The sequence below is a fragment of the Achromobacter sp. FW305-C-13 genome (assembly GCF_058783475.1).
Map to the genome: position 1 here is coordinate 32,300 of NZ_JBYSYN010000005.1, position 26,649 is coordinate 58,948.

Genomic DNA, 26,649 nt, shown 5'->3' on the forward strand with positions numbered 1-26,649 from the left:
CGAGTTCCAGCATCCATGTCCTCCCCCTTCGATTGGTCTTTTCCGTACGCTTCCCGAAAAATGCCGGTCCTGGCCGCCAATGCGGTCGCGACCAGCCAGCCGCTGGCCGCGCAGGCGGGACTACGCATGCTGCTGGCCGGTGGCAATGCCGTTGACAGCGCCATTGCCACCGCGATCGCCCTGACCGTCGTCGAACCCGTCATGAACGGAATCGGCGGCGACATGTTTGCGCTGGTCTGGCATGACGGCCGCCTGCATGGCTTGAACTCCAGCGGTTGTGCGCCGGCCGCATGGACGCCCGAATACTTCAACGGCCGCGACGCCATGCCCGGCACCGGCTGGGGCACCGTCACCGTGCCCGGCCAGGTAGCGGGCTGGAAGGCCTTGTCCGAGCGCTTCGGCAAGCTGCCGTTCGCCAAGCTGTTCGAACCCGCCATCGCCTACGCCGAAGAGGGTTTTGCCGTATCGCCGACCATTGCGCGCCAATGGGCCACTCAAGCGCCCAAGCTGGCGCACGAGCCCGGTTTTGCCGACGCCTTCCTGCCGCAAGGCCGCGCGCCGCAAGCCGGTGAATGGTGGCGCTTTCCCGCCCAGGCCAAGACCCTGCGCGAGATCGCCGAAAGCGGCGGCGACAGCTTCTATCGCGGCGAACTCGCCCGCAAGATCACGGACTTTGCCAGCCAGACAGGGGGCGCGCTAAGCGCCGCCGATCTGGCCGAGCACCGCCCCGAATGGGTCGCCCCCATCTCGCAATCGTTCCGCGACGTCGAGCTGCATGAGATCCCGCCCAACGGCCAGGGCATTTCCGCGCTGATGGCACTCGGCATGCTTGAACAGTTCGATCTGGAAGGCATGGGCCGCGACAGCGCCGACTACTACCACGTCAGCATCGAAGCGATGAAGCTGGCATTCGCGGACCTGCACCACCATGTGGCAGACCCGCGCCACATGCGTACCGATGCCCGCGCACTCCTTGACCGCGCCTATCTGGCCGAGCGCGCGCGCCTGATCTCGATGGACCGCGCCAGCGTGCCCACCGCCGGTACGCCCGCCACCGGCGGCACGGTCTACCTGACCGCCGCGGATGCCAACGGCACCATGGTGTCCTTCATCCAGTCCAACTATCACGGCTTCGGCTCGGGCGTGGTGGTACCCGGCACCGGCATCAGCCTGCACAACCGTGGCTTGAATTTCGTGCTCACGCCGGGCCACGCCAACCAGGTGGCGCCGCGCAAGAAACCCATGCACACGATTATCCCCGCGTTCGTCACGCGCGGCGGCCAACCGTTAATGTCGTTCGGAGTGATGGGCGGATCGATGCAGGCGCAGGGCCATCTGCAGATGGTGACGCGTCTGGCCGCGTTCGGCCAGAACCCCCAGGCCATGAGCGACGCGCCGCGCTTCCGTGTGGAAAAGGGCCCGGTCGTGAATGTGGAATCGCACCTGCCTGCGGACGTAGTGGAGACGCTGCGAGCCCGCGGCCACAACGTGGCGGTGGCGCCTGCAGACAGTCTGGAATTCGGGTCGGCCCAGTTGATCTGCCGCCTGCCGCAGGGCGGCTATATGGCCGCCTCAGACTCGCGTCGCGATGGGCAGGCGGTAGGCTACTAAGCAGGCAGGGGTTTCACGTGCTGCGCCAGGCGGTCGGATCTGGCCGCGAAAGCGCTTGAAACCCGCCTTCGCCCAGAGGGTCTCTGGCGGCGTCGGCGCCATACAGGATCAGGTCGGCGTCACGTTCCAGACCCAGCTTTTTCATTGCGTTTCTTTTCTGCGAACTGATCGTCTGCACGCTACGGTGGAACTGTTGCGCAATTTCGGTCACCGTCGCCCCCGCACAGAGCAACCGGACGATCTCGGCCTCGCGCCGGGTCAAGCGCTCGCTTCCCTGTGTGAACGCCTCATCGATGATCATTCCCTTGATCTTGGGCGAGTAGTAGGTCTTGCCCTGGTATACGGCATGGACCGCATTGACGATGTGGCTGGTGGAATCAGACTTGCTCAATACGCAAACGTTGTCGTGCCCCAGCAAGGCCCGGATCAGTGTCGGGGTATCGATCATGGTCAGGACCGCGATACGCAGCTCGGGGTACCGCCGCCGCAGCATGGCAAACAAGGCGAGTCCGTCGCCATACTTACCGCCCGGCATGGTGTAGTCGGAGACCAGCACATCGCACGGCTGCACTTCAAGCTGGGCGACCAGGTCAGTGGAATTCTTGGCGCATCCGATAACGTCGATCGCCGGATCCAGGCCGAGTTCGTAGCTGATGCCCAAGGCCACTGCCGGGTGATCGTCGGCAACAATAACGCGAATATATCGTGATGGCATAGGACGGATGACTCGCATGGGGTTCGCCGGAGGGGAAATACTTTCCGGCATACAGCACATAGTGCTGTCGTATCTTCAATAAAAAAATAGGAAGAATACGAAAGTCACTATGCGGCACAATGGCTTTGCATGAGCCAGACATCCCTTCCCCGCGACACGCCCTCCCCTACCCGCTCAGAGCGCCACGCGCAACGGTTGCGCATGCTCGTCGACTTGACCGCCGCGGATCCCGCACGCATCCATGAGTTGGCGCACGCCTTCAGCACCGTCAATGCCCAGGACATCCTGCAAGTCCGCACGTTGCAGGCGAACCGGGACTGGACCGGGTTGGGCGTGCTTGCCCATCGCATCAAGGGCGCTGCCCAGATGACAGGCGACGCCCAGCTAAGCGCGCTTTGCGCTGCGGTAGGACGGCTATGCGCTGATCCTGCCCCAGACGCATCGGCGCTTGATGCCTGTACCCAACGCCTTGAATTTGCCCTGAAGGAATTCGGCGAGTCCTTTCGCCGAATCGCCCAAGACGCGCAAAACGCAGAAGACGCCTAGACCAGATCTTTGGCGCGTGGATCGTGCTTGGCCAGGCGGGCCAGCAGATGATCCACCTCGGCCTTCGCCGCGGGCGTCAGGACGGCGCCCGGGCGGCGCTGCGCGGCGCTGGACAGGATGCCCCGGCGCATCATCACGTACTTGCGCACCGCCAGCCCCACCCCCGGTTGCTGCTCGTAGCGCAGCAGCGGCAGGTGTGCATCGAACAGATCATGCGCGGCCTCGCGTTTGCCCTCGCCTACCCATTTGACGAAGTCGCACAGCATGTCGGGAAAGCAATAGCCGGTGTTGGCGCCGTCTGCGCCTCGCGCCATCTCGTAGTCCAGGAACAGGCCGTTGTTGCCGCACAGGATCGAGATGTGGCGCATCGCGCCTTCGGCCTCGAAGCGGCGCAGCGCCGAGATCTTTTCCAACCCGGGCCAGTCTTCGTGCTTGAGCATCACGCAAGACGCCAAGTCCGTCACGATGCGCCGGATGACCGACGGCGCCATCTGCACCGAGAACGTCAGCGGGTAGTCCTGCAGCACGAACGGCACGTCGTCGCCAATGGCCTCGACCGCCTGATGGTAGTAGGTGACGATCTGGTCGTCGGTGCGCAGCGTGTTCGGCGGCGCAATCATCACACCGGCGGCTCCCAGGTCCATCACGGCGCGCGTCAGCGAGCGCATGGAAGCGAAGCCCGGCGCCGACACGCCCACCACGATGGGCATGCCGCCGGCCTTGCCGATCACTTGCGAGGCGATGTCCAGCGATTCCGCGAAATCCAGCTTCGGCGCCTCGCCCAGCTGGCCTAGCACCGTCAGGCCGGTCGCGCCGCAAGACTGGTAGAAATCCATCATGCGGTCGATCGACGCGTGGTCCACCGCGCCGTCATCGAAGAACGGAGTGGGCGCGATGGGGAAAACGCCCTTGGCGTCGGCAGTCAGTTTCATTTTCAACGTCCTTGAATGTCTTGGCTTGCGATCAGATGCTGGCGATCAGGCCGCCGTCCACGCGGATCGTCGATCCGGTGATGTAGCTGGCGCGCGCGCTGGCCAGGAAGGCCACGGCGTCGCCGTATTCCTTCGGGTCCCCGTAGCGGCCCACCGGAATGCTGCCGGTGCTTTCGCGGCTGACGTCTTCCACGCTACGCCCTTCGCGCTTGGCGCGTGCCTCGTCCAGGAACGAAATGCGGGCGGTGGCGATGCGGCCGGGCAGCACGATGTTCGACGTGATGCCGTCCTTGCCGACTTCGCGCGCCAGCGTCTTGGACCAACCCACCAGCGACATGCGCAGCGCGTTCGAAATGCCCAGATTCGGAATCGGCGCGATCACGCCGGACGAGGTGCTGGTGATGATCCTGCCCCACTGCCGTTCGCGCATGCCCGGCAGCACACGGTCGGTCAGCTTGATGACAGACAGCACCATCCCTTCGAAGTGCTCGCGCCACAGATCGGCCGTCTGGCCCGACGAAGGCGTGGGCGGCGGACCGCCCGTGTTGTTGACCAGGATATCGACCGGACCCACCTGGGACTCGATCCATGCGACCTGGCTGTCGACCGCGTCCAGCGCGCGCAGGTCCCATTGCATCGGTATGGCGGTCAAGCCGTCCGCCTTGATCCTGTCCGCCGTGGCGGTGGCCGCCTCCAGGTTCAGATCCGCCACCACGACACGCGCGCCTTCCTGCGCCAGCGAGGCAGCAATGGCGCCCCCCAGGCCGCCACCTGCGCCCAGTACCAGCGCGATCTTGTCCTTGATACCCAAATCCATCGTTACCTCCATCATTGAACTTGCCGGGACCCGGCAGGCGTCTGCCGTCCGTTGATCCTATTTTCAGTCAGGAAACGGAAGTGTGAAAATGGAAAATACTCAGGCAGATCATTCATTTTTTGAATGATCTGCCCCTATCCGCCTCTGCCCAGGCTTTCCGGACAAACATCGGAAGCAGCAGGGGCGCACGGTATAGTGAACCTCTTCCGATCATGCCTTTCCAGAATGAACCCGCGCCGTCTCACCCCGTCCATGTCGCTGCTGCTGGCATTCGAAGCCAGTGCCCGCCATCTCAGCTTCACCCGCGCCGCGACCGAGCTGGCGCTGACGCAAAGCGCCGTCAGCCGGCAGGTGCAGGCGCTTGAGGACCTACTGGAAGTCGCGCTGTTCCGACGCGAGAAGCGGCGCATTCTGCTGACCGAAGCCGGCATGCGGTATCAGAAGGAACTGGAAGCGGCCCTGCAACGCATCCGCAGCGCATCGCTGCAGGCGATCTCGCACCGGACCGGCCGCGGCGCCTTCCATCTGGCCGCGCTGCCCACCTTTACCGCGAAATGGCTGATGCCCAGGTTGAACCGCTTCTATGCGCGGCACCCCGGCATCCTGGTCCACCTGCATTCGCGGGTCACGCGCTTCGACCTGGACCTGGCCGGCATCGACGCCGTGATCGCCGTGGGCGACGGCGACTGGCCCGGGTTGGCGTCTTACCGCTTGATGGATGAACACGTCATCCCGGTAATCAGCCCCGAACTGGCCGCCAGCCACCCGATCCGCCAGCCGGCAGATCTGGCCCAGCACAGCCTGCTTCAGGTGGCGGCCCGCCCCGCGGTGTGGCAACGCTGGTTCGAAGCGCACGGCCTGCCGGTGCGCACCATGCGCTGGGGGGCGCAGTTCGAATTGACCACCCACTTGATCCAGGCGGTGGCCTCGGGTATCGGCATCGGGCTGCTGCCGACGTTCCTGGTGGAAGACGAGTTGCAGCAAGGCGTGCTGGCGCCCGCCATCGACGAAGCCTTCAGCACGGGCGCGGGTTATTTTTTCCTGGCGCCGCCGGACAAGCTTGCGACCCCGCCCGTCGCTGCATTCAGGGACTGGTTGCTGGAGGAAAGCGGCCAGGCGCGTGCCAATCCTTAGACGATAGGGTCGCGCTGCGCATACGGCCGCCGGCGCATCAGTTCGGCCAGGCGGGCCAACGCCTGCGCAAGTTCCTCGCGGTCCTTCACGCCGCCCAGCGAAATGCGGATGGCGTTGGGGCCCGCCGCCTGCCCTACCTGGAATGCGTCGGACGACGTGACGCTCAGGCCTTCATCGCGCGCGACGCGCGCCAGATCGGAAGCGGTCCATTGCGGCGGCATCGCCTGCCACAGGTGAATGCCGACGGGAGCAGAGGGAAAAGGGCCAGGCAACAATTGGCGCGCCAACCGTTGGCGCGCCTGCGCTTCGGCCCGCACGCCGTTGAGCACCGTGTCCGCCGCGCCGCTGACGATCCATTGCGTCGTCAAGGCACCCATCAGAGGCGTGGCCATCAGCGCGAACGAGCGCATGGCGGCCAGCACGCGTTCGCGGCTGTCCTGATCGGGGCTCAGCACGAAGGCGGTGCGCAGGCCCGGCGTGAGGCATTTGGCCAGCGTGGCGATGTGGAACACGGAGGCCGGCGCGTAGCTGGCCAGCGGCGGCGGCGCGTCGTCCAGGAACAAGCGGTAGGGATCGTCTTCGATGATGCGGGCGCCGCACGCCGAGGCAGATCGGACCAGATCGCGCCGCCGCCCCGCACTCATCGTGTGCGTGGTGGGGTTCTGCAGGGTCGGGTTCAGATAGACCAATCGACTGCCGCTTTCACGGCACGCCCGCTCCAGGCCCGCGGGCGTCATGCCGTCCTCATCGACATCGGCGGCCCGCACCTCGCGGCCCAGGTGGTGCGCCGCGCTGAGCAGCCCCGGATACGCCAGCGGTTCGGCGACGATGGCATCGCCCGGCTGGCTATAGGCCAGGATCAGGGCGGCCAGCGCAGCCTGCGCGCCGGGGCACACCAGCACCAGCGCGGGGTCGATGGGCCCGACCGCCTGCGCCAACCATTGCGCGCCGGCCTCCCGAGCCTCCGGCCCGCCGCCGGCCAGGTGATAGGCCATCATCACGTTGACGTCGTGGCGGTCCATCACCTTGGCCAACCCGCGCTGCACCAGGTCTTGCAAGTCGCAGCCCAACGGCGGGGGTGGCATGTTCATGCCCAGGTCGATCAGTTGCGCGGTTTGCGCGGCCGGCCGTGCGATGAAGGTGCCCAAGGCCCCGCGCGGATCCAGGAGGCCCCGTTGCCCCGCTTCGGCATAGGCCCGCGTGACGGTCGTCAGATCCACGCCCAGACGTTGCGCCAGCCCGCGCTGCGGCGGCAGGCGGTCGCCCGGCTGCAGTTGGTTTTCTGCCACGGCGCGCTCGATGAAATCCGCGATCTGCCGGTAGCGCGGGCCCCCGCCACGCGTGAGGGCCTGGGGCCAAACTGCATACAAATCTTGCTCTTGCATGGTTTTACCTGCGCCAGAATGTCGCAATGTATGGATGATATTAATCAATTAGTATGGCAACAATCTTCACATGAGTCCATACATTAGAAATCTTGTACGGCTTTCATAGCCGGACGGATGCTGTTGCGCGCCTGCCCGACCCAATCCCTGGCTGATGTATGGATTTAGTGTCCTCAACCAAGGGATATCACATGTCCAACTCTAGACTCTGGGCCCGCCTGGCCGGCGCCCGGGCATCCTGCCTGCGCGCCGCGCCCCGGGCCGCCTGCGCCGCCCTGCTGCCCCTGCTGCTGAGCGGCTGCGACTGGGCCCTGTTCGCGCCCAAGGGCGACATCGGCGTCCAGACCAAGAACCTGATCCTGATCGCATCAGGCCTGATGCTGCTGGTGGTGATCCCCGTGATTCTGCTGACGCTGTATTTCGGCTGGCGCTACCGCGAAACGAACACCCGCGCCCGCTACGAACCGAAGTGGTCGCATTCCACTTCCATCGAAGTCGTGGTCTGGACCATCCCCTGCATCATCGTGGCCATCCTGGGCGTGCTGATCTGGAAGACCACGCACGAACTGGACCCGTACAAGCCCCTGGAATCCGAAGTGGCGCCGCTGCGCATCGAAGTAGTGGCGCTGGACTGGAAGTGGCTGTTCATCTACCCCGACTACGGCATCGCCACGATCAACCAGTTGCCGGTGCCCGTGGGCACGCCGCTGGAATTCAAGCTGACCGCGCAGTCGATGATGAACTCGTTCTTCATCCCGCAACTGGGCACGCAGATCTATGCGATGGCGGGCATGCAGACCCGGCTGCACCTGATCGCGGACGAACCGGGCGTGTTCCCGGGCCTGTCCGCCGCCTACAGCGGCCCGGGCTTTTCCGACATGCACTTCCTGACTCATGCGACCTCGCGCGCCGAGTTCGACGCCTGGGTGAAGCAGGCGCAAAACGCGCCGCAGAAGCTGGACGCCGCCGCCTATGAACGCCTGGCACAGCCCAGCGGCCGCATGGAACCGGCCGTGTTCTCGCAGGTGCAGCCCGCGCTGTTCGACGCCATCGTCAACCTGTACATGCACGACCACGGCACCCCGCGCGCAACCGCCAAGCAACTGGCGCTTACGCAATCCCTGGAACAAGCAATAGCGAGCGAACTATGTTCGGCAAACTGACCCTAGAGGCGGTCCCCTATCACGAGCCCATCATCATGGGCACGCTGGGGGTCGTCATTCTTCTCGGCCTGGCCCTGGTGGCCGCCATGACGTACTACCGCAAGTGGGGGTACATCTGGACCGAGTGGATCACCACCGTCGACCACAAGCGCATCGGCGCGATGTACATCATCCTGGCGCTAATCATGCTGCTGCGCGGCTTTGCCGACGCCATCATGATGCGCGCCCAACAAGCCATGGCCGTGGGCGACGCCGCCGGCTACCTGCCGCCGCACCACTACGACCAGATCTTCACGGCGCATGGCGTCATCATGATCTTCTTCGTGGCCACGCCCCTGATCCTGGGGTTGATGAACGTGGTCGTGCCGCTGCAGATCGGCGCGCGCGACGTGGCCTATCCGCTGGTGAACTCGCTGGGCTTCTGGCTGTCGGCTGTTGGCGCGGTCCTGGTCATGATCTCGATGTTCGTGGGTGATTTCGCCGCCACGGGCTGGGTCGCGTATCCGCCATTGTCAGGGCTGCAATACAGTCCAACCGTGGGGGTGGACTACTACATCTGGTCCCTGCAGATATCGGGGCTGGGCACGACGCTGTCCGGCATCAACTTCATCGTGACCATCCTGCGCATGCGCGCCCCCGGCATGAACCTGATGAAGATGCCGGTGTTCACGTGGACCGCGCTGATCACCAACATCCTGATCGTGGCGGTGTTCCCCGTGCTGACGGCGACCCTGGCGCTGCTGACCATGGACCGGTACTTCGACATGCATTTCTTCACCAACGAGCTTGGTGGAAACGCGATGATGTACATCAACCTGATCTGGATCTGGGGCCACCCCGAGGTCTACATCCTGATCCTGCCGGCGTTCGGCGCGTTCTCGGAAATCATCGCGACGTTCTCGCGCAAGCCGCTGTTCGGCTACAAGTCGATGGTGTACGCCACGTCGTCCATCGGCATCCTGTCGTTCTTCGTCTGGCTGCACCACTTCTTCACCATGGGCTCGGGCGCCAACGTGAATGCCTTCTTCGGCATCATGACGTCGATCATTTCGATTCCCACGGGCGTGAAGCTATTCAACTGGCTGTTCACGATGTTCCGCGGCCGCATCCGCTACCACTCCGCCACGCTGTGGACGATCGGCTTCATGGTGACGTTTGCCATCGGCGGCATGACCGGCGTGCTGCTGGCCGTGCCGGGCGCGGACTTCGTGCTGCACAACAGCCTGTTCCTGGTCGCGCACTTTCATAACGTCATCATCGGCGGCGTGGTGTTCGGCTGCCTTGCGGGCCTGACGTTCTGGTTCCCCAAGGTCTACGGCTTCACCCTGAATGAATTCTGGGGCAAGACCTCGTTCTGGTGCTGGCTGATCGGCTTCTTCCTGGCCTTCATGCCGCTGTACATCCTGGGCTTCAAGGGCATGACGCGCCGCATGAACCACTACCCGCATGCGGACTGGCAGCCCTACCTGATCGTGGCCCTGGTGGGCGCGGTCATCATCGGCCTGGGCATCCTGTCGCTGCTGATCCAGATCGCCGTCAGCATCAAGGACCGCAAGCAGAACCGCGACCTGACGGGCGACCCCTGGGACGCGCGCAGCCTGGAATGGGCGACCGCGTCGCCGGTGCCGTCCTACAACTTCGCCGTGACGCCGGAAATCACGTCGCTGGAGCAGCATTGGGACAACAAGCAATCCGGCCGCGCCTATGTGCGCCCGGCCAAGTACGACCCGATCCATATGCCGCGCAACACCGCGGTGGGCTTTGCGATTTCGATGTGGGGCCTGTTGCTGTGCTTTGCGCTCGTCTGGCACATGTGGGCCGTGGCCGTGGGCAGCCTGGTTGCCATCGTCATCACGTTCGTGGTGCGCAGCTATGACCGCGACGTGGACTTCTACATTCCCGCCGCCGAAGTCGAAAGCATCGAGAACGCCCGTTATGAACGCCTTCAGGAGGCCGCGTAAGCCATGAGCCATCTGACCCTTAGCGACGCCGCAGGCGCGCACGAGGAACACCACGACGACGGATCCAAGACCACGATGGGGTTCTGGATCTATCTGATGAGCGACTGCCTGATCTTCGCCGTGCTGTTCGCCACCTTCGCGGTGTTGGGCAACAGCACCGCGGGCGGGCACACCGGCGCGGAACTCTTCCATCTGCCCTTCGTGCTGGGCGAAACCATGCTGCTGCTGATCAGCAGCTTCACCTTCGGCGTGGCCATGCTGGGCATGCAGGCGGGCCGCAAGCAGCAGGTCATCACCTGGCTGGGCATCACCTTCCTGGTCGGCGCCGGCTTCATCGTCATGGAGCTCTACGAGTTCTCGGTACTGCTGGCCGAAGGCGCCGGCCCCAGCACCAGCGCGTACCTGTCGGCGTACTTCACACTCGTCGGCACGCACGGCCTGCACGTGTCGTTCGGCCTGATCTGGATCCTGGTCCTGATGCATCAGGTGCATCGCTTCGGCCTGGACGGCATCGTCACGCGCCGCCTGTCCTGCCTGTCGATGTTCTGGCACTTCCTGGACCTGGTCTGGATCTGCGTCTTCACCTTTGTCTACCTGCGCGAGTTCGTATGAGCACGATCACCCATCCCTCCCCCCATGGCGCGCATCCGCATACGGACGGGCACGACAAGTCCCATGGCAGCCTGAAGAGCTACATCGTCGGCTTCCTGCTGTCGCTGGTACTCACGCTGGCGTCATTCGGCGCCGTCATGACGGACCTGGTGCCGCGCGAGAGCCGGTTGCTGGCCCTGGTGGTGCTGTGCATCGTGCAGTTGCTGGTGCAGCTGGTGTATTTCCTGCACCTGGGCGCGTCCCGCACGCAGCGCGACAACACCGGCGTCTTCATCTGCACGGCGCTGCTGATCGCCATCATCGTGGCGGGTTCGCTGTGGGTCATGCACAACGCCAACGAAAACATGATGCCCATGCAGATGTCGGTGGATCAGGCGAAGTCCCGCCCCTAAGGAAAGCAAGATGGAACGCCTGCGCTTGGACCCGCCCGCCCTCTACCTGGACGCCCAGGGCAACGTCCCCCAGTTCGAGAGCGTGCGCCAGGCGCGTACCGAGTTGCGCGTGGGCGGATCGGCGCAAGCCGCCGCCGATGCCGGCCTGTACGCCGAGGCCGTGGGCGGCCTGGTGTTCGGCGACAGCCGCGACGGCCGGGACCCGCGGCATTTCCTGACCCACCCGACGGCCAGCGGCACACGCGCCCTGACGCTGGGTGCGCGCCTGCTGGCGGGCATGCCGCCTACCCGGCGCGTGTACTTGCCCACCCCCAGCTGGAGCAACCACCAGCGCATCTTCGAAGAAGCGGGGTTCGCGGTCGGACACTATCCCTACTTCGATGCGCACGAGCGCCAGCTGGATGTGGACGCGCTGGTCGGCTTCCTGTGCCGGCTGCCCGACCCCGCCATCATCGTGCTGCAAGCCAGTTGCCATAACCCCACCGGCAGCGACCTCAGCCGCGACCAATGGGATGTGATCGCCGACGTGATCAAAGCGTTGGGGCACATCCCCTTCATCGACATGGCCTACCAGGGCCTGGGCGATACGCTGCAGAACGACAACTACGGCGTGACCGCCATGGCCGACCGCGGGGTCTTCACGCTGGTCGCGCAATCGTGTTCGAAGATTTTCCAACTGTCGGAAACGCGCTGCGGCAGCCTTAGCGCCTATTGCCCCTCGGCCGACCAGGCGCAGCCGCTTGCCCGCGCCATGCAGTCGTGGACGCGCATGGATGCGCCGCCCGCGTCGCTGGGTGTGGTGGCCCGCATCCTCAGCCAGCCGGGCCTGCGCAAGCTGTGGCAAGACGAACTGAACAGCATGCGCGACCGCGTCGGGCAAGTGCGCGCGGCCCTGCACAAGACCTTGTGCAGGCTGTCGCCCGCGTGGGACTGGTCGTATCTGACGCATCAGCGCGGGTTCTTCAGCTACGACCCGGCGTTGCACCCGGCCAGCGGCCTGGCAGAAGCTGCTGCCCTGCCTGATCCGCGCATCGTGTCGGCATCCGGCCGGCTGGGTATTTCTTTGATCACCGAACGCAACCTGCCTCAGATCGCCCACGCGATCGCGGGAGCCAGCGCGCCCTGACAGCACGCGGGCAGCCCCCGGTGCGGCGGGGATCACGCCGGTTCCGGCAATCCTGCCAGCAATTTGTCCAAGGTGATCGGGTAGTCACGCACCCGTACGCCCGTGGCGTTGTAGACCGCATTGGCGATCGCCGCACCCACACCGCACAGGCCCAATTCGCCCACGCCCTTGGCTTTCATGGGCGAGGACATCGGGTCGGTTTCGTCCAGGAAGATCACTTCCTGCAAGGGGATGTCGGCATGCACCGGCACCTCGTAGCTGGCCAGGTCGTGATTGACGAAGAAGCCGGCCCGTTGGTCGATGGCGAGTTCTTCCATCAGCGCCGAGCCGATGCCCATCGTCATCGCGCCGATCACCTGGCTGCGAGCTGTTTTGGGGTTGAGGATGCGGCCCGACGCGCAGACGGCCAACATACGGCGGATACGGGTTTCGCCCGTGGCGGCGTCCACCCCCACTTCGACGAAGTGCGCGCCAAAGGTGGATTGCTGGTAGGTCTTGTCCAGGTCGCCGAATTCAAGCACGTCCTCGGCGACCAGCTCTCCGTCCGAAGCCGCTTGCCGTAACAGCGCCGTCCGGCCGCTGGCTTCCGTCACGGAGCCATCCGCGAACACCGCCCCTTCGGCAGCGAAGCCCAGCTTCGCGAGAACGGCGTCGCGCAGCTTTTGGCAGGCCGCGTACACGCCGGCCGTCGAGCTGTTCGCCCCCCATTGCCCGCCGGATCCGGCAGACACGGGAAACGTCGAATCGCCCAGGCGCACAATGACTTTCGCCAGCGGCACGCCCAGCATCTCGGCTGCGGTCTGGGCGATGATGGTATAGCTGCCCGTGCCGATGTCGGTCATATCGGTTTCCACGATGACCTGCCCTGCCGCGTCCAGCCGCACGCGCGCGGCCGAGTCCGTTACCAGGTTGTTGCGGAAGGCCGCCGCCACGCCCATCCCCACGAGCCAGCGGCCGTCCCGGCGTGAACCCGGGCGCGCGTTGCGTTCCTGCCAGCCGAATTTCTTGGCGCCCATGCGCAGGCACTCGACAAGGCGCCGTTGAGAAAACCGGCGTTCGGGCTCCGAAGGGTCTACCTGCGTGTCGTTGCGCACCCGGAATTCAACGGGATCCAGGCCAAGCGTTTCGGCCATCTCGTCCATGGCGATTTCCAGCGCCATCAGTCCTGGCGCCTCGCCCGGCGCGCGCATCGCATTACCTTCCGGCAAATCCAGCTCCACCAGGTTCAACGCGGTGAGCCGGTTGGCGCCCGCATACAGCAGGCGCGTCTGCTGGACCGCTTCTTCAGGCTTGCCGTCAGGCAGATCGCCCGACCAGCTTTCATGCGCAATCGCGGTGATCTTGCCGTCCTCTGTCGTTCCGATGCGGATACGCTGAATAGTGGCGGGCCGATGCGTCGTGTTGTTGGCGATCAGCGGGCGCGCCAACGCCACCTTGACCGGACGCCGCGCCGCGCGCGCCCCCAGCGCCGCCAACAGCGCGTCGGCGCGCACGAACAGCTTGCCGCCGAACCCGCCGCCGATGTAAGGGGAGATCAGCCGCACCTTGTCCTTCGGCACGCCCAGCGTCTTGGCCACGTCACCGCGTCCCCAGTCGATCATCTGGTTTGAGGTCCACAGCGTCAACGCGTCGCCCTCCCACGCGGCGGTGGAGGCATGCGGCTCCATCATCGCGTGCGTGTGGTCGGGCGTTCGGTAGGTGTGGTCGATGTGGACTGCCGCCCCCGCGTAGGCGCCTTCAAAATCGCCCACCACGTCCGGCTTGGCCAGTTTGCCGGCCTTCTCCGCCGCGTCTTTTTCCGCGGCCAGGTCGAAGGCGCCCGGCGCGCGCTCGTACTGCACCCGGATCAGCCGGCTTGCCGCCCGCGCCTGCTCCAGCGTTTCCGCCACGACCAGCGCGATGGCCTGGTGATAGTGCTGGATGTCGGGACCGCCCAACAGCGTGGCGGTATTCATTTTTCCCTTGCCCAGCTTGCCTGCGTTTTGCGCGGTGACCACCGCCAGCACACCCGGCGCACGACGCGCCGCCTCGATGTCCATGGCGGCGATCCGACCCTTGGCGATGGCGGCGCCCAGCACGTAGCCGACGGCCGCGTCGCGCACCGCGTCATGGCGCTCGTAGGCATAGGCGGCCTTGCCCGTCGTCTTCAAGGGGCCGTCGACGCGGTCGACGCCCTGGCCAACGACCTTCAGCTGGTCGATGGGGTTTTGGGTGGCAGGAGTATCGAATTTCATCGCGTCAGGCCCTCGCTTGCGCCAGCACTGCACTCAGGGTTCGCGTCGCCAGCGTCAGCTTGAAGGCGTTATCGGTCGCGGGGCTCGCCCCCGCTAACAGCCGACCGGCCACTGACGCTGCCCCGCGAGGCAATTCCGCGTCAGCGGCTTCAACCCGCCATGGCTGCGGCGCCACGCCGCCCAGTGCGATACGGCCGCTGCCGTCCGGCTGCACCACCGCCCCCACGGAAACCAGCGCGAAGGCAAACGACGCGCGGTCCCGCACTTTCCGATAGAGGTGGACGCCGCCGATGGGCTTCGGCAATGTGACTGCCGTGATGAGCTCCCCGGCATCCAAGGCGTTGTCGATGTGCGGCGTGTTTCCCGGCTGCCGATAAAAGTCCGCAATCGGAATCACGCGCTGGGCGCCGTCAGGCTTCACGGTCTCGATCTGGGCATCCAACACGCGCATGGCCACCGCCATGTCGCTGGGATGCGTGGCAATACAGGCCTCGCTGCCGCCAAGTACGGCCAGTTGGCGGGTGACGCCGCCAATGGCGGAACAACCGCTGCCCGGCGCCCGCTTGTTGCAGGGCATATTCGTATCGTAGAAGTATGGGCAGCGCGTGCGCTGCAGCAGATTGCCGGCGGTCGTGGCGCGGTTCCGGATCTGTCCGGAGGCGCCGGCCAGGATGGCGCGCGCCAGCACGCCGTAGTCTTGCCGGATTCGCGTATCTGCGGCCAGGTCGGTGTTACGCACCAGGCTGCCGATCCGCAGGCCGCCCTCCGCGGTCTCGGCAATGTGGTCCAGGTCCAATCCGTTCACATCGATCAGATGCGTGGGGGTTTCCACTTCCAGCTTCATCAGGTCAAGCAGGTTCGTCCCGCCGGCGATGAAACGCGCGCCGCGCACCCGGGCGGCGCTGGCGGCCGCCTCGGCCGGCGTACGGGCGCGTTCATAGGTGAAGGGCCTCATGCTTTGTCCCCCGCCACTTCGACGATCGCGTCGACGATGTTCGAATAGGCGCCACATCGGCAGATATTGCCGCTCATGCGTTCGCGGATCTCTTCCACGCTGAGTAGCGGACGTTCCGTCAGGCTGGCGCTGACATGGCTGGGAATGCCCTGGGCCACCTCTTCCAGCATGGCAGACGCGGAGCAGATCTGCCCGGGCGTACAGTAGCCGCACTGGTAACCGTCGTGGCGGATGAAAGCGGCCTGCAGCGGATGCAGGGCGGTGGGTGTTCCCAGGCCTTCGATAGTCGTTATGTCGGCCCCGTCATGCATCACGGCAAGCGTCAAACAGGAATTGACGCGCCGGCCGTCCAGCAGCACCGTACAGGCGCCGCATTGGCCGTGGTCGCAGCCCTTTTTCGTGCCGGTCAGTTGTAGATTTTCCCGCAAGGCATCCAGCAACGTCGTGCGCATGTCCAGCGACAGTTCGCGCGCCGTGCCGTTGACACGAAGGGTCACGGTGGCCGCCATCGGCTGCATGTTGCCCTGGGCAGCTTGTTGGGCACAGGCTACCGACGGGGCAGCCATCGCCGTCGCAGAAACCGCGCCCGCCTTCAGCAGACTACGGCGGGTGATCTTGATTGATAGCGAGTTTTCCAAGGCAGCCCCTTCTTTAATCCGCGCCGCGGGCCGTGCCGCGATCCGGCGGGACTGCCAGCAAGCCGCATTCCTGAAGGACGCGCACTCCGGCCCCGCAGGCCCAGTTCGCCCTGGGGGCCGGGGGGCCGATAAATTGTGTAGTTGTTTAAAGCAGCCCCGTCTTGTTCTTCACACTCCTTAAAGGGATCCGGGAAAATTGCCGCCCGTCTCCCGATACATTGCCCGCCAGCGGTCGCCCGGCCGCAGCGTAAGCAAGGGAGGCCCACGTGTCGGAAATCGTTGTGTATGTCAGAAGCCAGCCGCAACTGGGCGACCAGATCGTCGCCCTGCCGACCCTGTATCAGCTGAAGACGTGGTGGTCATCGAAACGGATCAAGGTGGTCGCGCGGGATGATGTGGGCAATTTCTACCGATCGCTGCCCTGGGTCGATGAGTTCGTGCGCGCGTCGACATTCGGCGATTACCTGCGCAGCCTGAAAAAAGAGACCCGGATTTGCGTCAGCCTGCACCACAGCAGCGAACGCTTCGGCCTGATCAATCTGCTGCGGCTGCCGGCGATCCGGCTTGGGTTCCGCAACGCACGCCTCAGCGACCTGATCTGGACGCACTGCCACCGCAAGGACACCGCCGAATACATCGGCCTGGCCAATCTGCGCTTGCTGGCCTCGTACCGCCCCTTCGACCTTGAACGCGCGGCGCGCGAGTGCTTCCAGTCGCTGGCGCGCCCGCACCTGCGCGCCGCCCCGCGTGCCGACGTGGTGATGATTCCGGGCGGTGGCGCCGGCGCGTTCAAGCGATGGAGCCTGGCGAACTACGTTCGGCTGGCTGACCGGCTCAAACAGTTGCTGGGCAACGGCACCCGGTTCCTCTACGTACTGGGCCGACAAGAGGCGGCGGAACGGGATGCGCTGGAGGCGATGCGGCGGCCGGACTTTGCCATCGCCTATTGCCGGCCAATACCGGAGCTTAGTGCGGTCATGCTGCAGGCGCGCCTGGTGGTGGCCAATGATTGCGGCCCCTCGCATATCGCGCAGGGCGCCTGTGTGCCGTACGTCGGAATTTTCAACGAACCGAATCCCGAATGGTTCTGGCAGCGGCCCCGCTCGGCCGCGGTCGTTCCGCGCCGCCTCGAGGACGGTATCGACACCATTACGCCCGACGACGTGCTGGGCGCCTGCCGCAAGGTACTGGAGCATCATGCGCATATTGCATACGCTGGCTGAACATGGCTTGGGCGGACTGGAATTCCGCACTTTGGAGCAAGCAAGCTGGCTTCAACGCCACGGTTACGAGGTGGCCATCGCCTCACCCGCAGGCAGCGCCGTCAGCCAGGAGGCCCGCGCGCGCGCCGTGACGACGGTGGACATCGACTTCAAGCCGGCGTATTCGCCGTCGACCGTCCTGGCGCTGCGGCGCGCCATCAAGGCGCTACGGATCCAGGTCATCGACAGCCACAGCCGCGCCGACGGCAAGACCGCTGCGCTCTGCCGCGACCTGTGCGCGGTCGTCCGGACCCGCCATTTCGCCAAAGCCATGCGCACCTCGCCCCGCCGTCGGCTGGAATGGAAGATCGGCTGCGACCACGTCATCGCGACCAGCGACGTCGGTAAACAGGAACTACTGGCGGCACGGCTGGTTCCCGAAGACCGGATCAGCGTCGTGGGCGAGTGGGCCGGCGACGACTTCTTTCGGCCAGCCAGCGAGCCCGACGCTCGCTTGCGCATCCGGCGCAATCTGGAGTTGGCCGCCCCCGAGGACGCTTACGTGATCGCGACCGTGGGAATGCTGCGGCGGGAAAAGGGCCAGGCCGATCTGCTGCGCGTGGTGCAACGGCTTCGCAGCCAGGGCGTGCCCGCCGCGGCTCTGGTCGTGGGCATGCCCACCCCCAGCACCCAACCCTATGCGTACGAACTCTACCGCCTGGCAGTGGATCTGGGCATTGCAGAACATGTGGTATTCGCCGGCCACCGGACCGATGTACCCGACATGATTCAGGCGGCCGACGTGGTGCTGGTACCGTCGGCAACGGAAGCCTGGTCGCGCATCGTGCCCGAATCATTCGCGATAGGCCGGCCCGTTGTCGCCAGCAATGTGGGCGGCCTGCCGGAGATCGTCACCCCCGGTCTGACCGGCTGGCTAGCCGCAGCCGGTGACGTCGCGGGCTATGCCGATTGCATCATGCAGATTAGAAACGGCCCGCGGCAGGCGCAGGCCGTCGTGTCCAACGCCAGGGCGTTCGCGGAAACGAATTTCCGCTTGGGCGGAAAGATGTTCAGCACGCTGCAGGCATACCGGCGGGCGACGGCAGCGACGTAGTTCAGTCAGGGATCAGCCACGCACCCCGGTGACGAGCCGGATTTGCCCGACGCCTTTTTCCTGCGCGTTTCTGCAGCCGGATACCTGGGGCTGGCGCCATTGCAGAAAAACGTCTTTTCTCATTAACACGATTATTTTTGCCTGGACCGGCGGCGTCACGCAGATTATCTCTTCCATTATTTTTTGCGATGGCCAGACCGCAAGTAAAGAAGCCACAGACACGACCACAGCCCAGTTCAGCATCCTGGATTCGCATTTCTACACGGAGCGCGAAGTGTAGAGAGAGTTGCGATTCGCCGTCGCTAGTAAACGCAAATAAAGCAGACAGAAAGTATCTAACTCGTTAACTATATTTCGATTTATTCCGCAATATAGTTTTCCGCGTAATGTCGGCAATGCCAAAGAACGCGCAATCGGCGCGTTCGTTTAGCCGAATACCCCCGGATTACGTGGGCGTTCCGCGCGCAGCCCTTCGACTTATTTGGCAAATGCGCGCCGCAACCGCTCCAATTCGGCAGTATTCAGACGCTTGGCTTCCTGCTCGGCATAGTTACGTTCTCCTGCATCGTACGATCCCTCGTAAATGCACCGGCTGCGAAGAAACTTGCAGTTGTCGCTGACCACCCGTTCGGAGGCGGCACTTGAGCCGGTGCCAGGACTGGAGCTGGATGACCCCGGAAGGATCGAAGAACACCCGGCAACGAGTGCGACGAGCACGAGCGCGACACTGCATCGGCTCAACGTATGAATGGACATCTTACTGGCCCTGGATAGCTGCTATAGCCATCTTTATAGCAAGCCCCGGTCCGCAGAGGGGTTCCAAAGGGTAGCGGAAAGCGTTGTTCAGCTATCCCGCGCGCAAAGCCTTGCGGCGTACCCGCAAGCTGCCGCGCACCGTACGGTGGCCTTTTCCCGGGACCCGTTCCTCGCGCCCCTTGCGCCGGTCCGACCGCGCGGCAAGCCGGGCGCGCGCGGTGCAGGCCGCGGCCAGCGCCAACAGCTTGTCTTCGTCCAGCTGTTCGGCATCGACGAGTCCTTCATCCGCCCCTTTCAGGGCGATCAGCAACTCGTCCAGTTTCAGGTGCAATGCCTGCCCGTCCTTGTTCTGGCTCTGCTGGATCAAAAAGACCATCAGGAACGTAACGATCGTGGTGCCGGTGTTAATCACCAGCTGCCAGGTTTCGGAATAACCGAAAGCGGGGCCGCACGCCGCCCAGATCAACACGGCGATCAATGCAGACCCGAAGGCCATGGGAGAACCCGCCCACTTGGTCACATGCGCCGCGAAGTGATCAAAAAACCGTGAGACGGCATTCATCTTCTTGCCCTGCTTTTCTTTTGGCATGCCCGTTACCCTTCAGCAATGAGCGACACTGAGCAAGTTTCGTACCGAAAGCCCCTGCGGCCATACTAGGCCGCCTAGCACCCCCACACTATTGCGGAGAGGGAATCGGCGGCGCGATACTAATTGCCCATTCATCCACTTTTGGAGGTGCGGCAATGCACGATGACATCCGAAAGCTGGGCGCCCAAGCCGCCCGTGATGGTTTGACCTTGTGGGATTGTCCCTACTATCAGGCAGCAGTCATGCCTGGGCATACCGGTGAATCGATCGTTGAATGGCGCGAAAAGGTCGAGGCCTGGGAAGCTGGCTGGATGGCTGAAACAAAATCCTGGAAACCGCCCGATGGGGTCATCCGGTATGTGCCGCGCGCAACCGAACGACGCCGCCACTAAACCGTGGCAAGGGAGAACCGGCCGCGGGCAACGCCGACATGGCATGCCTCTTGCTGACGCGGGGGATCCTTTGAAAACTGGGGATCCCCATGAAAGCCGATGCAAATGCCGAATCCGCCACCCATGACCGCGCTCCTCAATCGCTGGCGCGGCAATTACGGGACATTGATGCGCAACGTCCCGATTTCCCAGGCGAACACCTGATCGTGTTCGGCCTCGGCGCATGGCTGCTAATGGCAGGGATGCGCCGAGGCACCCTTCTCACCCGTCTGGCCATGACCACCGTGGGCAGCGCCCTGATCGGCAGGGCGGCCAGCGGTACCGGCGGCATCGCACGCGTGGCGCGCGTGCTCAAGAAACTCCACTGACAAAGCGAACGTTGCGTAACGCCGTCCGTTCCTCGTGTTCGGCACGGCGTTTGCTGTGAGTGCCATCGTGGCGGACCTCCCCCACGACATGCCCCTTCCCGGTAGCCCAAGGAGCAACACATGAACACCTTACCTGCGAGCGATACGCCTCCACGGCCGGATAACGACGGCGCACAGCCCGAGCAACACCCGGCAGAAATTCCGCCTTCCAAGCCAAAGCAGGATGCCCCCGGAGAGCAGAAAGGCGGGAAGGACGCACCGTGGCCGCCCGACAGCATCCCGAACCCCATGCCGGGGGTCGATCCGCAGCAGACTCCGGGGATCGACCGGCTGGGCGCTTATGGTCCGTCGGCGTGGTGGCAATGAATCGACAATCGCTGATCTGCCCACCGTCGCCAAGCCATGATTCAGGTAATGCGCGGCACACGACATGGACGTGACGTGGGATCTTCTTCAATGGCCGGCGATGGCCACGTCCCTCGCCGCCGCCTGGCTCGTAGCATCGCGCGGACAAGGCAAACGCAATGCGGGCTTTTGGGTCTTCTTGCTGAGCAACGTGCTGTGGATCGCTTGGGGGCTGCACGATGATGCCATTGCCCTCATCGCATTGCAGTTGGGGTTGGCGGCGATGAATATCCGTGGGGTGATGAAGAATAAATCCGACGCCTGACCGCAGCGGACGGCGGCTGCTTGCCGTCCGCCCCAAAACCAAAGGGCCGGATCCAATGTTTCAAAGGATCCGGCCCCACAACTGCTACCGACCTGCCCGCCTTCCGGCAAGCAGTTCAGCCATTAAATCGGTTTGATCATCGTCGCCTGGGGACCTTTCTGTCCTTGGCCGGCGACGAACGACACGCGCTGGTTTTCTTCCAGCGACTTGTGCCCATCACCCTGAATTTCAGAGTAATGCGCGAAGAGGTCTTTACCACCCAGTTCCGGCGAAATAAAGCCGTAGCCCTTGTCGTTGTTGAACCACTTCACGATGCCAGTTTCTATCTTCAATGTATGTCCTAGATGTACAGGGAAAAAATATTCCCGGAGCCACTATGGGTGATTGGCCACCACAAAGATATCGCTGTTTCGAAATGACACATCTACAGGTCAGCCAGGGACGTGGACCTGCTTACATCTTTATCACTTCACCCGCTACGCCGAAAGGCCAGGCCGACTCTAGAATCGCCGTACCACTTTCGGCCTAATCGGAGCTATCCCATGCGCCCCACCACCTCGAAGCGATTCGCCGCTACCGCCCTCTGCTGTCTGTTTGTGGCGGGCAACGCGCTGGCTGCTCCGCCTGAAGGAAAGGGCAAACCCGACAATCCGGGTCAAGGGCAAAACAAGGGAAACGGCAAAGGAAACGGCAACGGCAACGGCAAGGGTAACAACGGGAACGACGGTTCAGGCAAAGGGAGCAATTCCAGCGACGTCAATGTCACGCTTCGCCACGCCGGCATCACGATCTCTACCGCCAGGGGCTACGCGCAGGAGTACGGGCTGTCGGGCTACGGTTCGTTGCCGCCGGGCGTACGGAAGAACCTCGCTCGCGGCAAGCCCCTGCCTCCGGGAATCGCCAAAAAGATGGTCCCCGGCCCCATGCTGGCACGCCTTCCCGTCTATCCCGGGTATGAATGGAGAGTTGCCGGGGCGGACCTCATCCTTGTAGCCGTCGCCACGGCGATAGTCGCCGACGTGCTTTTTGACGTGTTTGATTGACGGGAAAAGCGTCGCTCCGCAGCGTCAGCGCGCCAACGTCTCGACGCCCCCCGTCTCGGACCTCAAGCCGATTGCAGCTCGCGCGTGCCCGCTTTGAACTGCGCGAAGGTAGGGCCGCCGGGATGCATGCGCAAGCTGTCGCGCAAATTGGTCCAGGGCAAATCCAGAGGATTCATCGGCATCGGTCCCGGGGCGGCGCAAATCAGGATGTCTGCCGCAATGGGCGTGAAATCCGCCCGGAAATGCGTCGTGCTCTTGAGCACCAGGATGTTCTGCTGGGTGGGGTCGATGCCCACGTAGCGGAACATGGCCTGGTCCGCCATCTGCGCTTTATGCGACGCCACGACCACGCGCACTTCGCCAATACGCAAGCAGGCGCTCGACCCCAGCTCCATGCGAAAGCCGGAGTAGAAGGGGCCGGTTGCGACGAACTTCCCATCGGACAGCCGCTCCACCACGAAATCCGCCTCGAAAGGCGCATCGCCTGGAATCCGAGAATGACCGCCCAGCGCGATGCGCACCGTCGCCCCCTCCCCGGCCTGGTGAGCCAGCAAGGCCGCCTGAGGATCCACCATCAGTCCCAATGCGCTGCCCGGCACGTTGTGACGCACGAGCGCGCGCAGAATGGCCGTGGTGTCGGAGTCTCCGCCTGCGCCGGGATTATCCTGCGCGTCGGCAATGACGACCGGCTTATTGGCGCTGGCAGCCAGCTTCGCCGCCTGCAGCACCGCCTCTTCCGGTGAATACAGCTTGCCCGCAAACGCGGCTTCGGCCGCCTCGACATCGGCTGTCAGCGCATCTGCCGCAGCATCTGCCGCTGACTGCGTGTCGGCATAGGCCCACACGAGCGCGCCACAGTCCGGAAAGTCCGCGGCGGGAAAACCCATGCAAAAGGACATGCTGGAAACGCCCGGCGCGGCCTCCAGCGTTTCAAGACGTTCGTATAGTCCTTTGGCCGGCATGGCCATCGTGCTTTGCCAGCAGGTCGGCAACAGATACGAGATGCGGCGGGCGGCGACGCAGGGACGCGGCATGCCATCTAACCGCTTTTGCATGAAGGCAAATGCGCGGGCGCCCGTGTCAGCCATATCAACGTGGGGATACGTGCGATAGGCGATCAGGGCATCGGCCTCTTTCAACATGCGCTCGGTCACGTTGGCGTGCAGGTCCAGGCTGGCGACCAGCGGCACCTCCGGCCCGATCAGCTCGCGCACGCGGCGCAGCACTTCCCCTTCCCCGTCGTCGTAATGCTCGGCGACCATTGCCCCGTGAAGATCAAGATATACCCCGTCCGCAGGCAGCGCCGCGGCGATGTCCGCAAGCAGGATCGCCACAATGCGCTCGAAGGCATCGCGCGTGACGTGCGCGGAAGGGCTCGCGGCGCACCACAACGTGGGGATCAAGGTGTGCTGGTGTCCACGCGCCGCCTCCGCGAAGCCCGCCGCGGGAATATTGGCGCCCTGGATAGCCGGGAAGACGGCTTCGCCACGCGCCATGCCAGGCCAGCCTCCGCCCAGCATGAAGGCGTCCCAATCTGCCTTGCTTGGTGCAAACGTATTCGTTTCGTGCTGAAAGCCGCCAACAATGATGCGCATCTTGCGCTCCTCTGAAAATGGAAAAACGGTTAGACCACCGACCTGTCTGGACGAGGGACCAAGCCTCGATCCGGCTGGCGCTGTGAACTGAATTCTTGGCCAGCGCTTCATGCCGCGCGCAAGGCGCGGAAATTGCGGAAATCCCAATCCCGCCCGGGTGCCGCCTCGATCAGTTCGCGCGTGTAGGCCTGCTGTGGGGCCGTCAACACGCGGGCGGCAGGGCCGGACTCCACGACACATCCCTTCTGCATGACAACGATGCTGTCGCAGATCTGGGCCGCCACCCGCAAATCGTGCGTAATGAAGAGGATCGCCACGCCCGTCCGGGCCCGGATCTCCTCCAGCAGTTTGAGAACCTGGTCCTGCACCGACACGTCCAGGGCGGAAACCGCCTCATCGGCCACCAGCAGATCCGGCTCCATCACGACGGCGCGCGCAATGCACAGGCGTTGACGTTGACCGCCCGAGAACTGGTGGGGATAGCGCTGCATGACGTCGCGCCCGAGACCCACCAGTTCGAGCGCCTGCGCGGCCTGCTCGCGCGCTTCGGCGTTTGCGACGCCAAAGTTGACCAAGCCCTCGATCAGCGAATCGCCCACCTGACGCCGCGGATTCAACGAACGATAGGGATCCTGGAAAATCATCTGTACACGGGTCCGCCGCAACCGCATCTGGGCACTCGATACCTGCACGATGTCCTCGTCCTTGAGGAAAATGGCGCCCGCGCTCGGCTCGATCAATCTGACGACACAGCGTGCGACAGTCGACTTGCCTGATCCCGATTCGCCCACCACCCCCGCAATTTCACCGCGCCTTACCGTCAAGGCCACGTCTTTGGCTGCCGCGACCACACGCGCTGCGCCAAAAAACGGCTTCTCTTTGTAGGTCTTGCCCAGTCCGATGATCTCCAGCACTTTCTCCCCGCTGGGCAAGGACCGCTGCTGCGGTACAAGACTGGGCACGGATGACACCAGCATGCGGGTATACGCTTGCGACGGCCGGGCAAGGATCTGATCGCGCGTGCCGGTCTCAACGACACTGCCTCGATTCATGACCACAATGCGATCGGCAATCTCGGCCACCACCCCGAAATCGTGCGTGATGAACACCACGGCCGTGCGCTGCCGCTCCTGAAGCTCCCGGATCAGGGTCAGGATCTGCTTTTGCGTCGTCACGTCCAGCGCGGTGGTTGGCTCATCCGCGATCAACACCTGCGGCTTCAGGATCAAGGCCATCGCAATCACAATGCGCTGGCGCTGCCCGCCAGACAATTGATGCGGGTAGGCGTTGTAGACCCGCTCGATGTCCGGCAAATGCACCGACTCCAGCATCGCCAATACCTGTTTGCGTCGCTCGGACGCACCCAGGCGGCTGTGCAAGCGCAACACCTCATCAATCTGCCTGCCCACCTTCTGCACGGGATTCAACGCCGTCATGGGCTCTTGAAACACCATGGCGATCCGGGAAGCGCGCAGGGCGCGCAGTCGGTCAGGCGTCGCCTGCAGCACATCATCATTGCCCAGCAGGATGCTGCCGGCCGTCGCGGTCAACACGCCCTTGGGCAGCAGTCCCATGGCGGCCAACGAGGTCACGGATTTTCCCGACCCGGATTCGCCCACCACGCACAGGGTTTCGCCGGGATAGACCTCGAACGAGATGTTCTCGATCACCGGCCGACGGGCGGCGCCATGGCCGGCTTGCACGGTGAGCGCCGAGATCTTCAGCGCAGGCGCCTGGTCCGTCTCACGATTAGCGGAGGTTGTTTTCATAACGTCGTGAATCCTGGGTAAGCCATCAGAAGCGGCGCGAGAATCGCGGATCGAGCGCGTCGCGCAGCGCGTCGCCAAGAATGTTCACGCTCAGCACCGTCAACGACAACAAGAGCCCGGGATACAGGATCAGGCCAGGCAGCATCTGGAAGTACACGCGCCCCTCGGCCATCACATTGCCCCAGGACGGCGTTTCCGGCGGAATTCCCGCCCCCAGAAAGCTCAGTACCGACTCCGTCAGAATCGCCGCGGCGAAGATGTAGGTACCTTGCACGATGAGCGGCGCGTAGGTATTGGGCAGCATGTGCCGCAGCACCAGCACCGGCACCCGGGTACCCAGCGACACCGCCGCTTCAACATAGGGTTCGTTGCGGACAGACAGGATGACGCTGCGCACCATACGCGCCACCCGGGGAATCTCCGGAATGGAAATCGCCACCAGCACCGTGAACAGACTGGCCCCGGACAAGGACACCAGCGCAATCGCCAGCAAGATGCCGGGAATGGCCATCACCCCATCCAGAAAGCGCATGATGACGGTGTCGGCGGCCTTGAAGTATCCGGCCAGGATCCCCAGGACCAGGCCGACCAGCAAGCTGGCCACCACCGCGCCCAACCCCACCGCCAACGACACGCGCGCGCCAAAAAGCGTACGCGAGTACACATCGCGGCCATACGCATCGGTGCCCAGCCAGTGCTCGGCGGACATCGGCTTCAGGCGGATGGCCGGATCCATCAGCGTGGGATCCACGGTCCCCAACCACGGGGCAAAGATCGTACCGACCAGCAACAAGCCTAATAAGGCGATAGCCAGCATGGCCGGCCAGGCCGACATGGTGGTTTTGAGTTGCCCCAGGATCGAAGACGAGGCGGCGGCCTCGACGGCAGGCGCGCCAGGCGCCGGCAAAGATGAAGTCGTAGCAGACATGG

Annotated in this window: 28 protein-coding genes; 15 read left to right on the forward strand and 13 right to left on the reverse strand. The window is 64.2% G+C overall.

Going from position 1 to position 26,649, the window contains the following annotated elements; translation table 11 throughout:
* Positions 1 to 15: 15 nt before the first annotated feature.
* The gene (gene ggt / locus AC3WMU_RS27820; protein WP_035212072.1) at positions 16 to 1,611 is read left to right on the forward strand and encodes a gamma-glutamyltransferase; all 1,596 of its coding nucleotides are present in this window, start codon (positions 16 to 18) and stop codon (positions 1,609 to 1,611) included.
* A 13-nt stretch (positions 1,612 to 1,624) separates the two neighbouring features.
* Here ggt and AC3WMU_RS27825 read toward each other — a convergent pair whose 3' ends face one another.
* Positions 1,625 to 2,326 (reverse strand): response regulator, encoded by a 702-nt coding sequence (locus tag AC3WMU_RS27825; protein WP_035212074.1) that lies wholly within the window; start codon positions 2,324 to 2,326, stop codon positions 1,625 to 1,627.
* Positions 2,327 to 2,455: 129 nt separating this feature from the next.
* Between AC3WMU_RS27825 and AC3WMU_RS27830 the strand changes: the two genes are divergently transcribed.
* Positions 2,456 to 2,872, forward strand: coding sequence for an Hpt domain-containing protein (locus AC3WMU_RS27830; RefSeq protein WP_081533904.1), 417 nt, complete (start codon positions 2,456 to 2,458; stop codon positions 2,870 to 2,872).
* On the opposite strand, the gene AC3WMU_RS27835 is transcribed toward AC3WMU_RS27830, so the two are convergent.
* On the reverse strand, positions 2,869 to 3,804 hold the full coding sequence (locus AC3WMU_RS27835; protein ID WP_006221970.1) for a dihydrodipicolinate synthase family protein: 936 nt from the start codon (positions 3,802 to 3,804) through the stop codon (positions 2,869 to 2,871). The two genes, AC3WMU_RS27830 and AC3WMU_RS27835, sit on opposite strands and share 4 nt — an antisense overlap.
* A 31-nt stretch (positions 3,805 to 3,835) precedes the next feature.
* Positions 3,836 to 4,621 carry an SDR family oxidoreductase gene (locus AC3WMU_RS27840; RefSeq protein ID WP_006221971.1) on the reverse strand — a complete coding sequence of 262 codons (786 nt, stop codon included), beginning with the start codon at positions 4,619 to 4,621 and terminating at the stop codon, positions 3,836 to 3,838.
* Positions 4,622 to 4,846: 225 nt separating this feature from the next.
* Between AC3WMU_RS27840 and AC3WMU_RS27845 the strand changes: the two genes are divergently transcribed.
* Entirely contained in the window at positions 4,847 to 5,755 is a 909-nt protein-coding gene (locus AC3WMU_RS27845; protein WP_424624360.1) for a LysR substrate-binding domain-containing protein, read from the forward strand.
* On the opposite strand, the gene AC3WMU_RS27850 is transcribed toward AC3WMU_RS27845, so the two are convergent.
* The gene (locus AC3WMU_RS27850) at positions 5,752 to 7,140 is read right to left on the reverse strand and encodes an aminotransferase-like domain-containing protein (protein ID WP_492283278.1); all 1,389 of its coding nucleotides are present in this window, start codon (positions 7,138 to 7,140) and stop codon (positions 5,752 to 5,754) included. The two genes, AC3WMU_RS27845 and AC3WMU_RS27850, sit on opposite strands and share 4 nt — an antisense overlap.
* Before the next feature lie 191 nt (positions 7,141 to 7,331).
* On the opposite strand from AC3WMU_RS27850, the gene cyoA reads away from it, so the two are divergent.
* The 5 genes from cyoA to AC3WMU_RS27875 are packed head-to-tail and all read left to right on the forward strand — an operon-like array spanning position 7,332 to position 12,394.
* Complete coding sequence (cyoA, locus tag AC3WMU_RS27855; protein WP_492283279.1) at positions 7,332 to 8,303, forward strand: ubiquinol oxidase subunit II; 972 nt, start codon at positions 7,332 to 7,334, stop codon at positions 8,301 to 8,303.
* The gene (gene cyoB, locus AC3WMU_RS27860; protein ID WP_006221975.1) at positions 8,288 to 10,264 is read left to right on the forward strand and encodes a cytochrome o ubiquinol oxidase subunit I; all 1,977 of its coding nucleotides are present in this window, start codon (positions 8,288 to 8,290) and stop codon (positions 10,262 to 10,264) included. The genes cyoA and cyoB overlap by 16 nt, the downstream gene beginning before the upstream one ends.
* A gap of 3 nt (positions 10,265 to 10,267) precedes the next feature.
* A complete protein-coding gene (gene cyoC, locus AC3WMU_RS27865) occupies positions 10,268 to 10,876 on the forward strand; it encodes a cytochrome o ubiquinol oxidase subunit III (protein ID WP_280026996.1) in 609 nt (202 codons plus the stop codon).
* The gene (cyoD, locus tag AC3WMU_RS27870) at positions 10,873 to 11,268 is read left to right on the forward strand and encodes a cytochrome o ubiquinol oxidase subunit IV (RefSeq protein ID WP_006221977.1); all 396 of its coding nucleotides are present in this window, start codon (positions 10,873 to 10,875) and stop codon (positions 11,266 to 11,268) included. Before cyoC ends, cyoD begins: the two co-directional genes overlap by 4 nt.
* Positions 11,269 to 11,278: 10 nt before the next feature.
* Entirely contained in the window at positions 11,279 to 12,394 is a 1,116-nt protein-coding gene (locus AC3WMU_RS27875) for an aminotransferase class I/II-fold pyridoxal phosphate-dependent enzyme (RefSeq protein ID WP_006221978.1), read from the forward strand.
* 32 nt (positions 12,395 to 12,426) lie between these two features.
* Here AC3WMU_RS27875 and paoC read toward each other — a convergent pair whose 3' ends face one another.
* The 3 genes from paoC to paoA are packed head-to-tail and all read right to left on the reverse strand — an operon-like array spanning position 12,427 to position 16,221.
* A complete protein-coding gene (gene paoC / locus AC3WMU_RS27880; RefSeq protein WP_454677541.1) occupies positions 12,427 to 14,628 on the reverse strand; it encodes an aldehyde oxidoreductase molybdenum-binding subunit PaoC in 2,202 nt (733 codons plus the stop codon).
* Between the two features lie 4 nt (positions 14,629 to 14,632).
* Positions 14,633 to 15,583 carry an FAD binding domain-containing protein gene (locus AC3WMU_RS27885; protein WP_492283280.1) on the reverse strand — a complete coding sequence of 317 codons (951 nt, stop codon included), beginning with the start codon at positions 15,581 to 15,583 and terminating at the stop codon, positions 14,633 to 14,635.
* A complete protein-coding gene (gene paoA / locus AC3WMU_RS27890) occupies positions 15,580 to 16,221 on the reverse strand; it encodes an aldehyde dehydrogenase iron-sulfur subunit PaoA (RefSeq protein ID WP_006221981.1) in 642 nt (213 codons plus the stop codon). The genes AC3WMU_RS27885 and paoA overlap by 4 nt, the downstream gene beginning before the upstream one ends.
* A gap of 266 nt (positions 16,222 to 16,487) precedes the next feature.
* On the opposite strand from paoA, the gene AC3WMU_RS27895 reads away from it, so the two are divergent.
* Both AC3WMU_RS27895 and AC3WMU_RS27900 read left to right on the forward strand, forming a co-directional pair.
* On the forward strand, positions 16,488 to 17,444 hold the full coding sequence (locus AC3WMU_RS27895) for a glycosyltransferase family 9 protein (protein WP_454677544.1): 957 nt from the start codon (positions 16,488 to 16,490) through the stop codon (positions 17,442 to 17,444).
* On the forward strand, positions 17,419 to 18,537 hold the full coding sequence (locus AC3WMU_RS27900) for a glycosyltransferase family 4 protein (protein WP_492283281.1): 1,119 nt from the start codon (positions 17,419 to 17,421) through the stop codon (positions 18,535 to 18,537). The genes AC3WMU_RS27895 and AC3WMU_RS27900 overlap by 26 nt, the downstream gene beginning before the upstream one ends.
* A gap of 12 nt (positions 18,538 to 18,549) precedes the next feature.
* Here the strand turns inward: AC3WMU_RS27900 and AC3WMU_RS27905 are convergent, their stop codons facing one another.
* Together AC3WMU_RS27905 and AC3WMU_RS27910 are read right to left on the reverse strand one after the other, a co-directional pair.
* On the reverse strand, positions 18,550 to 18,780 hold the full coding sequence (locus tag AC3WMU_RS27905; RefSeq protein ID WP_280027002.1) for a hypothetical protein: 231 nt from the start codon (positions 18,778 to 18,780) through the stop codon (positions 18,550 to 18,552).
* A 604-nt stretch (positions 18,781 to 19,384) separates the two neighbouring features.
* Positions 19,385 to 19,882, reverse strand: coding sequence for a low affinity iron permease family protein (locus AC3WMU_RS27910; RefSeq protein ID WP_006221984.1), 498 nt, complete (start codon positions 19,880 to 19,882; stop codon positions 19,385 to 19,387).
* A 155-nt stretch (positions 19,883 to 20,037) separates the two neighbouring features.
* On the opposite strand from AC3WMU_RS27910, the gene AC3WMU_RS27915 reads away from it, so the two are divergent.
* The 4 genes from AC3WMU_RS27915 to AC3WMU_RS27930 all read left to right on the forward strand — a co-directional run bounded on the left by AC3WMU_RS27915 (position 20,038) and on the right by AC3WMU_RS27930 (position 21,312).
* Positions 20,038 to 20,274, forward strand: a complete 237-nt coding sequence (locus AC3WMU_RS27915; RefSeq protein WP_006221985.1) for a CrpP-related protein — start codon at positions 20,038 to 20,040, stop codon at positions 20,272 to 20,274.
* Positions 20,275 to 20,363: 89 nt separating this feature from the next.
* A complete protein-coding gene (locus AC3WMU_RS27920; protein ID WP_006221986.1) occupies positions 20,364 to 20,642 on the forward strand; it encodes a hypothetical protein in 279 nt (92 codons plus the stop codon).
* A 120-nt stretch (positions 20,643 to 20,762) separates the two neighbouring features.
* Positions 20,763 to 21,008, forward strand: a complete 246-nt coding sequence (locus AC3WMU_RS27925; protein ID WP_081533910.1) for a hypothetical protein — start codon at positions 20,763 to 20,765, stop codon at positions 21,006 to 21,008.
* A gap of 64 nt (positions 21,009 to 21,072) precedes the next feature.
* The gene (locus tag AC3WMU_RS27930) at positions 21,073 to 21,312 is read left to right on the forward strand and encodes a hypothetical protein (protein ID WP_006221987.1); all 240 of its coding nucleotides are present in this window, start codon (positions 21,073 to 21,075) and stop codon (positions 21,310 to 21,312) included.
* 122 nt (positions 21,313 to 21,434) lie between these two features.
* Here the strand turns inward: AC3WMU_RS27930 and AC3WMU_RS27935 are convergent, their stop codons facing one another.
* Positions 21,435 to 21,638, reverse strand: a complete 204-nt coding sequence (locus AC3WMU_RS27935) for a cold-shock protein (protein WP_174544694.1) — start codon at positions 21,636 to 21,638, stop codon at positions 21,435 to 21,437.
* Between the two features lie 216 nt (positions 21,639 to 21,854).
* Between AC3WMU_RS27935 and AC3WMU_RS27940 the strand changes: the two genes are divergently transcribed.
* Positions 21,855 to 22,355 carry an anti-virulence regulator CigR family protein gene (locus AC3WMU_RS27940; protein WP_492283282.1) on the forward strand — a complete coding sequence of 167 codons (501 nt, stop codon included), beginning with the start codon at positions 21,855 to 21,857 and terminating at the stop codon, positions 22,353 to 22,355.
* A 62-nt stretch (positions 22,356 to 22,417) separates the two neighbouring features.
* Here the strand turns inward: AC3WMU_RS27940 and AC3WMU_RS27945 are convergent, their stop codons facing one another.
* The 3 genes from AC3WMU_RS27945 to AC3WMU_RS27955 form a co-directional block, all read right to left on the reverse strand.
* Complete coding sequence (locus AC3WMU_RS27945; protein WP_492283321.1) at positions 22,418 to 23,950, reverse strand: M81 family metallopeptidase; 1,533 nt, start codon at positions 23,948 to 23,950, stop codon at positions 22,418 to 22,420.
* A 107-nt stretch (positions 23,951 to 24,057) separates the two neighbouring features.
* The gene (locus AC3WMU_RS27950) at positions 24,058 to 25,719 is read right to left on the reverse strand and encodes a dipeptide ABC transporter ATP-binding protein (protein WP_492283322.1); all 1,662 of its coding nucleotides are present in this window, start codon (positions 25,717 to 25,719) and stop codon (positions 24,058 to 24,060) included.
* A gap of 25 nt (positions 25,720 to 25,744) precedes the next feature.
* Positions 25,745 to 26,647, reverse strand: coding sequence for an ABC transporter permease (locus AC3WMU_RS27955; protein ID WP_492283283.1), 903 nt, complete (start codon positions 26,645 to 26,647; stop codon positions 25,745 to 25,747).
* Positions 26,648 to 26,649 lie beyond the last annotated feature (2 nt).

Excerpts from the sequence above, each read along its gene's own strand:
- AC3WMU_RS27920 (WP_006221986.1), top strand. The coding sequence starts at position 20,364 with ATGAAAGCCGATGCAAATGCCGAATCCGCCACCCATGACCGCGCTCCT.
- AC3WMU_RS27945 (WP_492283321.1), bottom strand. The coding sequence starts at position 23,950 with ATGCGCATCATTGTTGGCGGCTTTCAGCACGAAACGAATACGTTTGCA.
- AC3WMU_RS27885 (WP_492283280.1), bottom strand. The coding sequence starts at position 15,583 with ATGAGGCCCTTCACCTATGAACGCGCCCGTACGCCGGCCGAGGCGGCC.
- AC3WMU_RS27940 (WP_492283282.1), top strand. The coding sequence starts at position 21,855 with ATGCGCCCCACCACCTCGAAGCGATTCGCCGCTACCGCCCTCTGCTGT.
- AC3WMU_RS27840 (WP_006221971.1), bottom strand. The coding sequence starts at position 4,621 with ATGGATTTGGGTATCAAGGACAAGATCGCGCTGGTACTGGGCGCAGGT.
- AC3WMU_RS27905 (WP_280027002.1), bottom strand. The coding sequence starts at position 18,780 with ATGCTGAACTGGGCTGTGGTCGTGTCTGTGGCTTCTTTACTTGCGGTC.
- AC3WMU_RS27835 (WP_006221970.1), bottom strand. The coding sequence starts at position 3,804 with ATGAAACTGACTGCCGACGCCAAGGGCGTTTTCCCCATCGCGCCCACT.
- AC3WMU_RS27830 (WP_081533904.1), top strand. The coding sequence starts at position 2,456 with ATGAGCCAGACATCCCTTCCCCGCGACACGCCCTCCCCTACCCGCTCA.
- AC3WMU_RS27910 (WP_006221984.1), bottom strand. The coding sequence starts at position 19,882 with ATGCCAAAAGAAAAGCAGGGCAAGAAGATGAATGCCGTCTCACGGTTT.
- AC3WMU_RS27825 (WP_035212074.1), bottom strand. The coding sequence starts at position 2,326 with ATGCCATCACGATATATTCGCGTTATTGTTGCCGACGATCACCCGGCA.
- cyoC (WP_280026996.1), top strand. The coding sequence starts at position 10,268 with ATGAGCCATCTGACCCTTAGCGACGCCGCAGGCGCGCACGAGGAACAC.
- cyoA (WP_492283279.1), top strand. The coding sequence starts at position 7,332 with ATGTCCAACTCTAGACTCTGGGCCCGCCTGGCCGGCGCCCGGGCATCC.
- AC3WMU_RS27955 (WP_492283283.1), bottom strand. The coding sequence starts at position 26,647 with ATGTCTGCTACGACTTCATCTTTGCCGGCGCCTGGCGCGCCTGCCGTC.
- AC3WMU_RS27930 (WP_006221987.1), top strand. The coding sequence starts at position 21,073 with ATGGACGTGACGTGGGATCTTCTTCAATGGCCGGCGATGGCCACGTCC.
- cyoB (WP_006221975.1), top strand. The coding sequence starts at position 8,288 with ATGTTCGGCAAACTGACCCTAGAGGCGGTCCCCTATCACGAGCCCATC.
- AC3WMU_RS27875 (WP_006221978.1), top strand. The coding sequence starts at position 11,279 with ATGGAACGCCTGCGCTTGGACCCGCCCGCCCTCTACCTGGACGCCCAG.
- AC3WMU_RS27915 (WP_006221985.1), top strand. The coding sequence starts at position 20,038 with ATGCACGATGACATCCGAAAGCTGGGCGCCCAAGCCGCCCGTGATGGT.
- paoC (WP_454677541.1), bottom strand. The coding sequence starts at position 14,628 with ATGAAATTCGATACTCCTGCCACCCAAAACCCCATCGACCAGCTGAAG.
- AC3WMU_RS27850 (WP_492283278.1), bottom strand. The coding sequence starts at position 7,140 with ATGCAAGAGCAAGATTTGTATGCAGTTTGGCCCCAGGCCCTCACGCGT.
- ggt (WP_035212072.1), top strand. The coding sequence starts at position 16 with ATGTCCTCCCCCTTCGATTGGTCTTTTCCGTACGCTTCCCGAAAAATG.
- AC3WMU_RS27925 (WP_081533910.1), top strand. The coding sequence starts at position 20,763 with ATGAACACCTTACCTGCGAGCGATACGCCTCCACGGCCGGATAACGAC.
- AC3WMU_RS27950 (WP_492283322.1), bottom strand. The coding sequence starts at position 25,719 with ATGAAAACAACCTCCGCTAATCGTGAGACGGACCAGGCGCCTGCGCTG.
- AC3WMU_RS27845 (WP_424624360.1), top strand. The coding sequence starts at position 4,847 with ATGAACCCGCGCCGTCTCACCCCGTCCATGTCGCTGCTGCTGGCATTC.
- AC3WMU_RS27900 (WP_492283281.1), top strand. The coding sequence starts at position 17,419 with ATGCGCATATTGCATACGCTGGCTGAACATGGCTTGGGCGGACTGGAA.
- cyoD (WP_006221977.1), top strand. The coding sequence starts at position 10,873 with ATGAGCACGATCACCCATCCCTCCCCCCATGGCGCGCATCCGCATACG.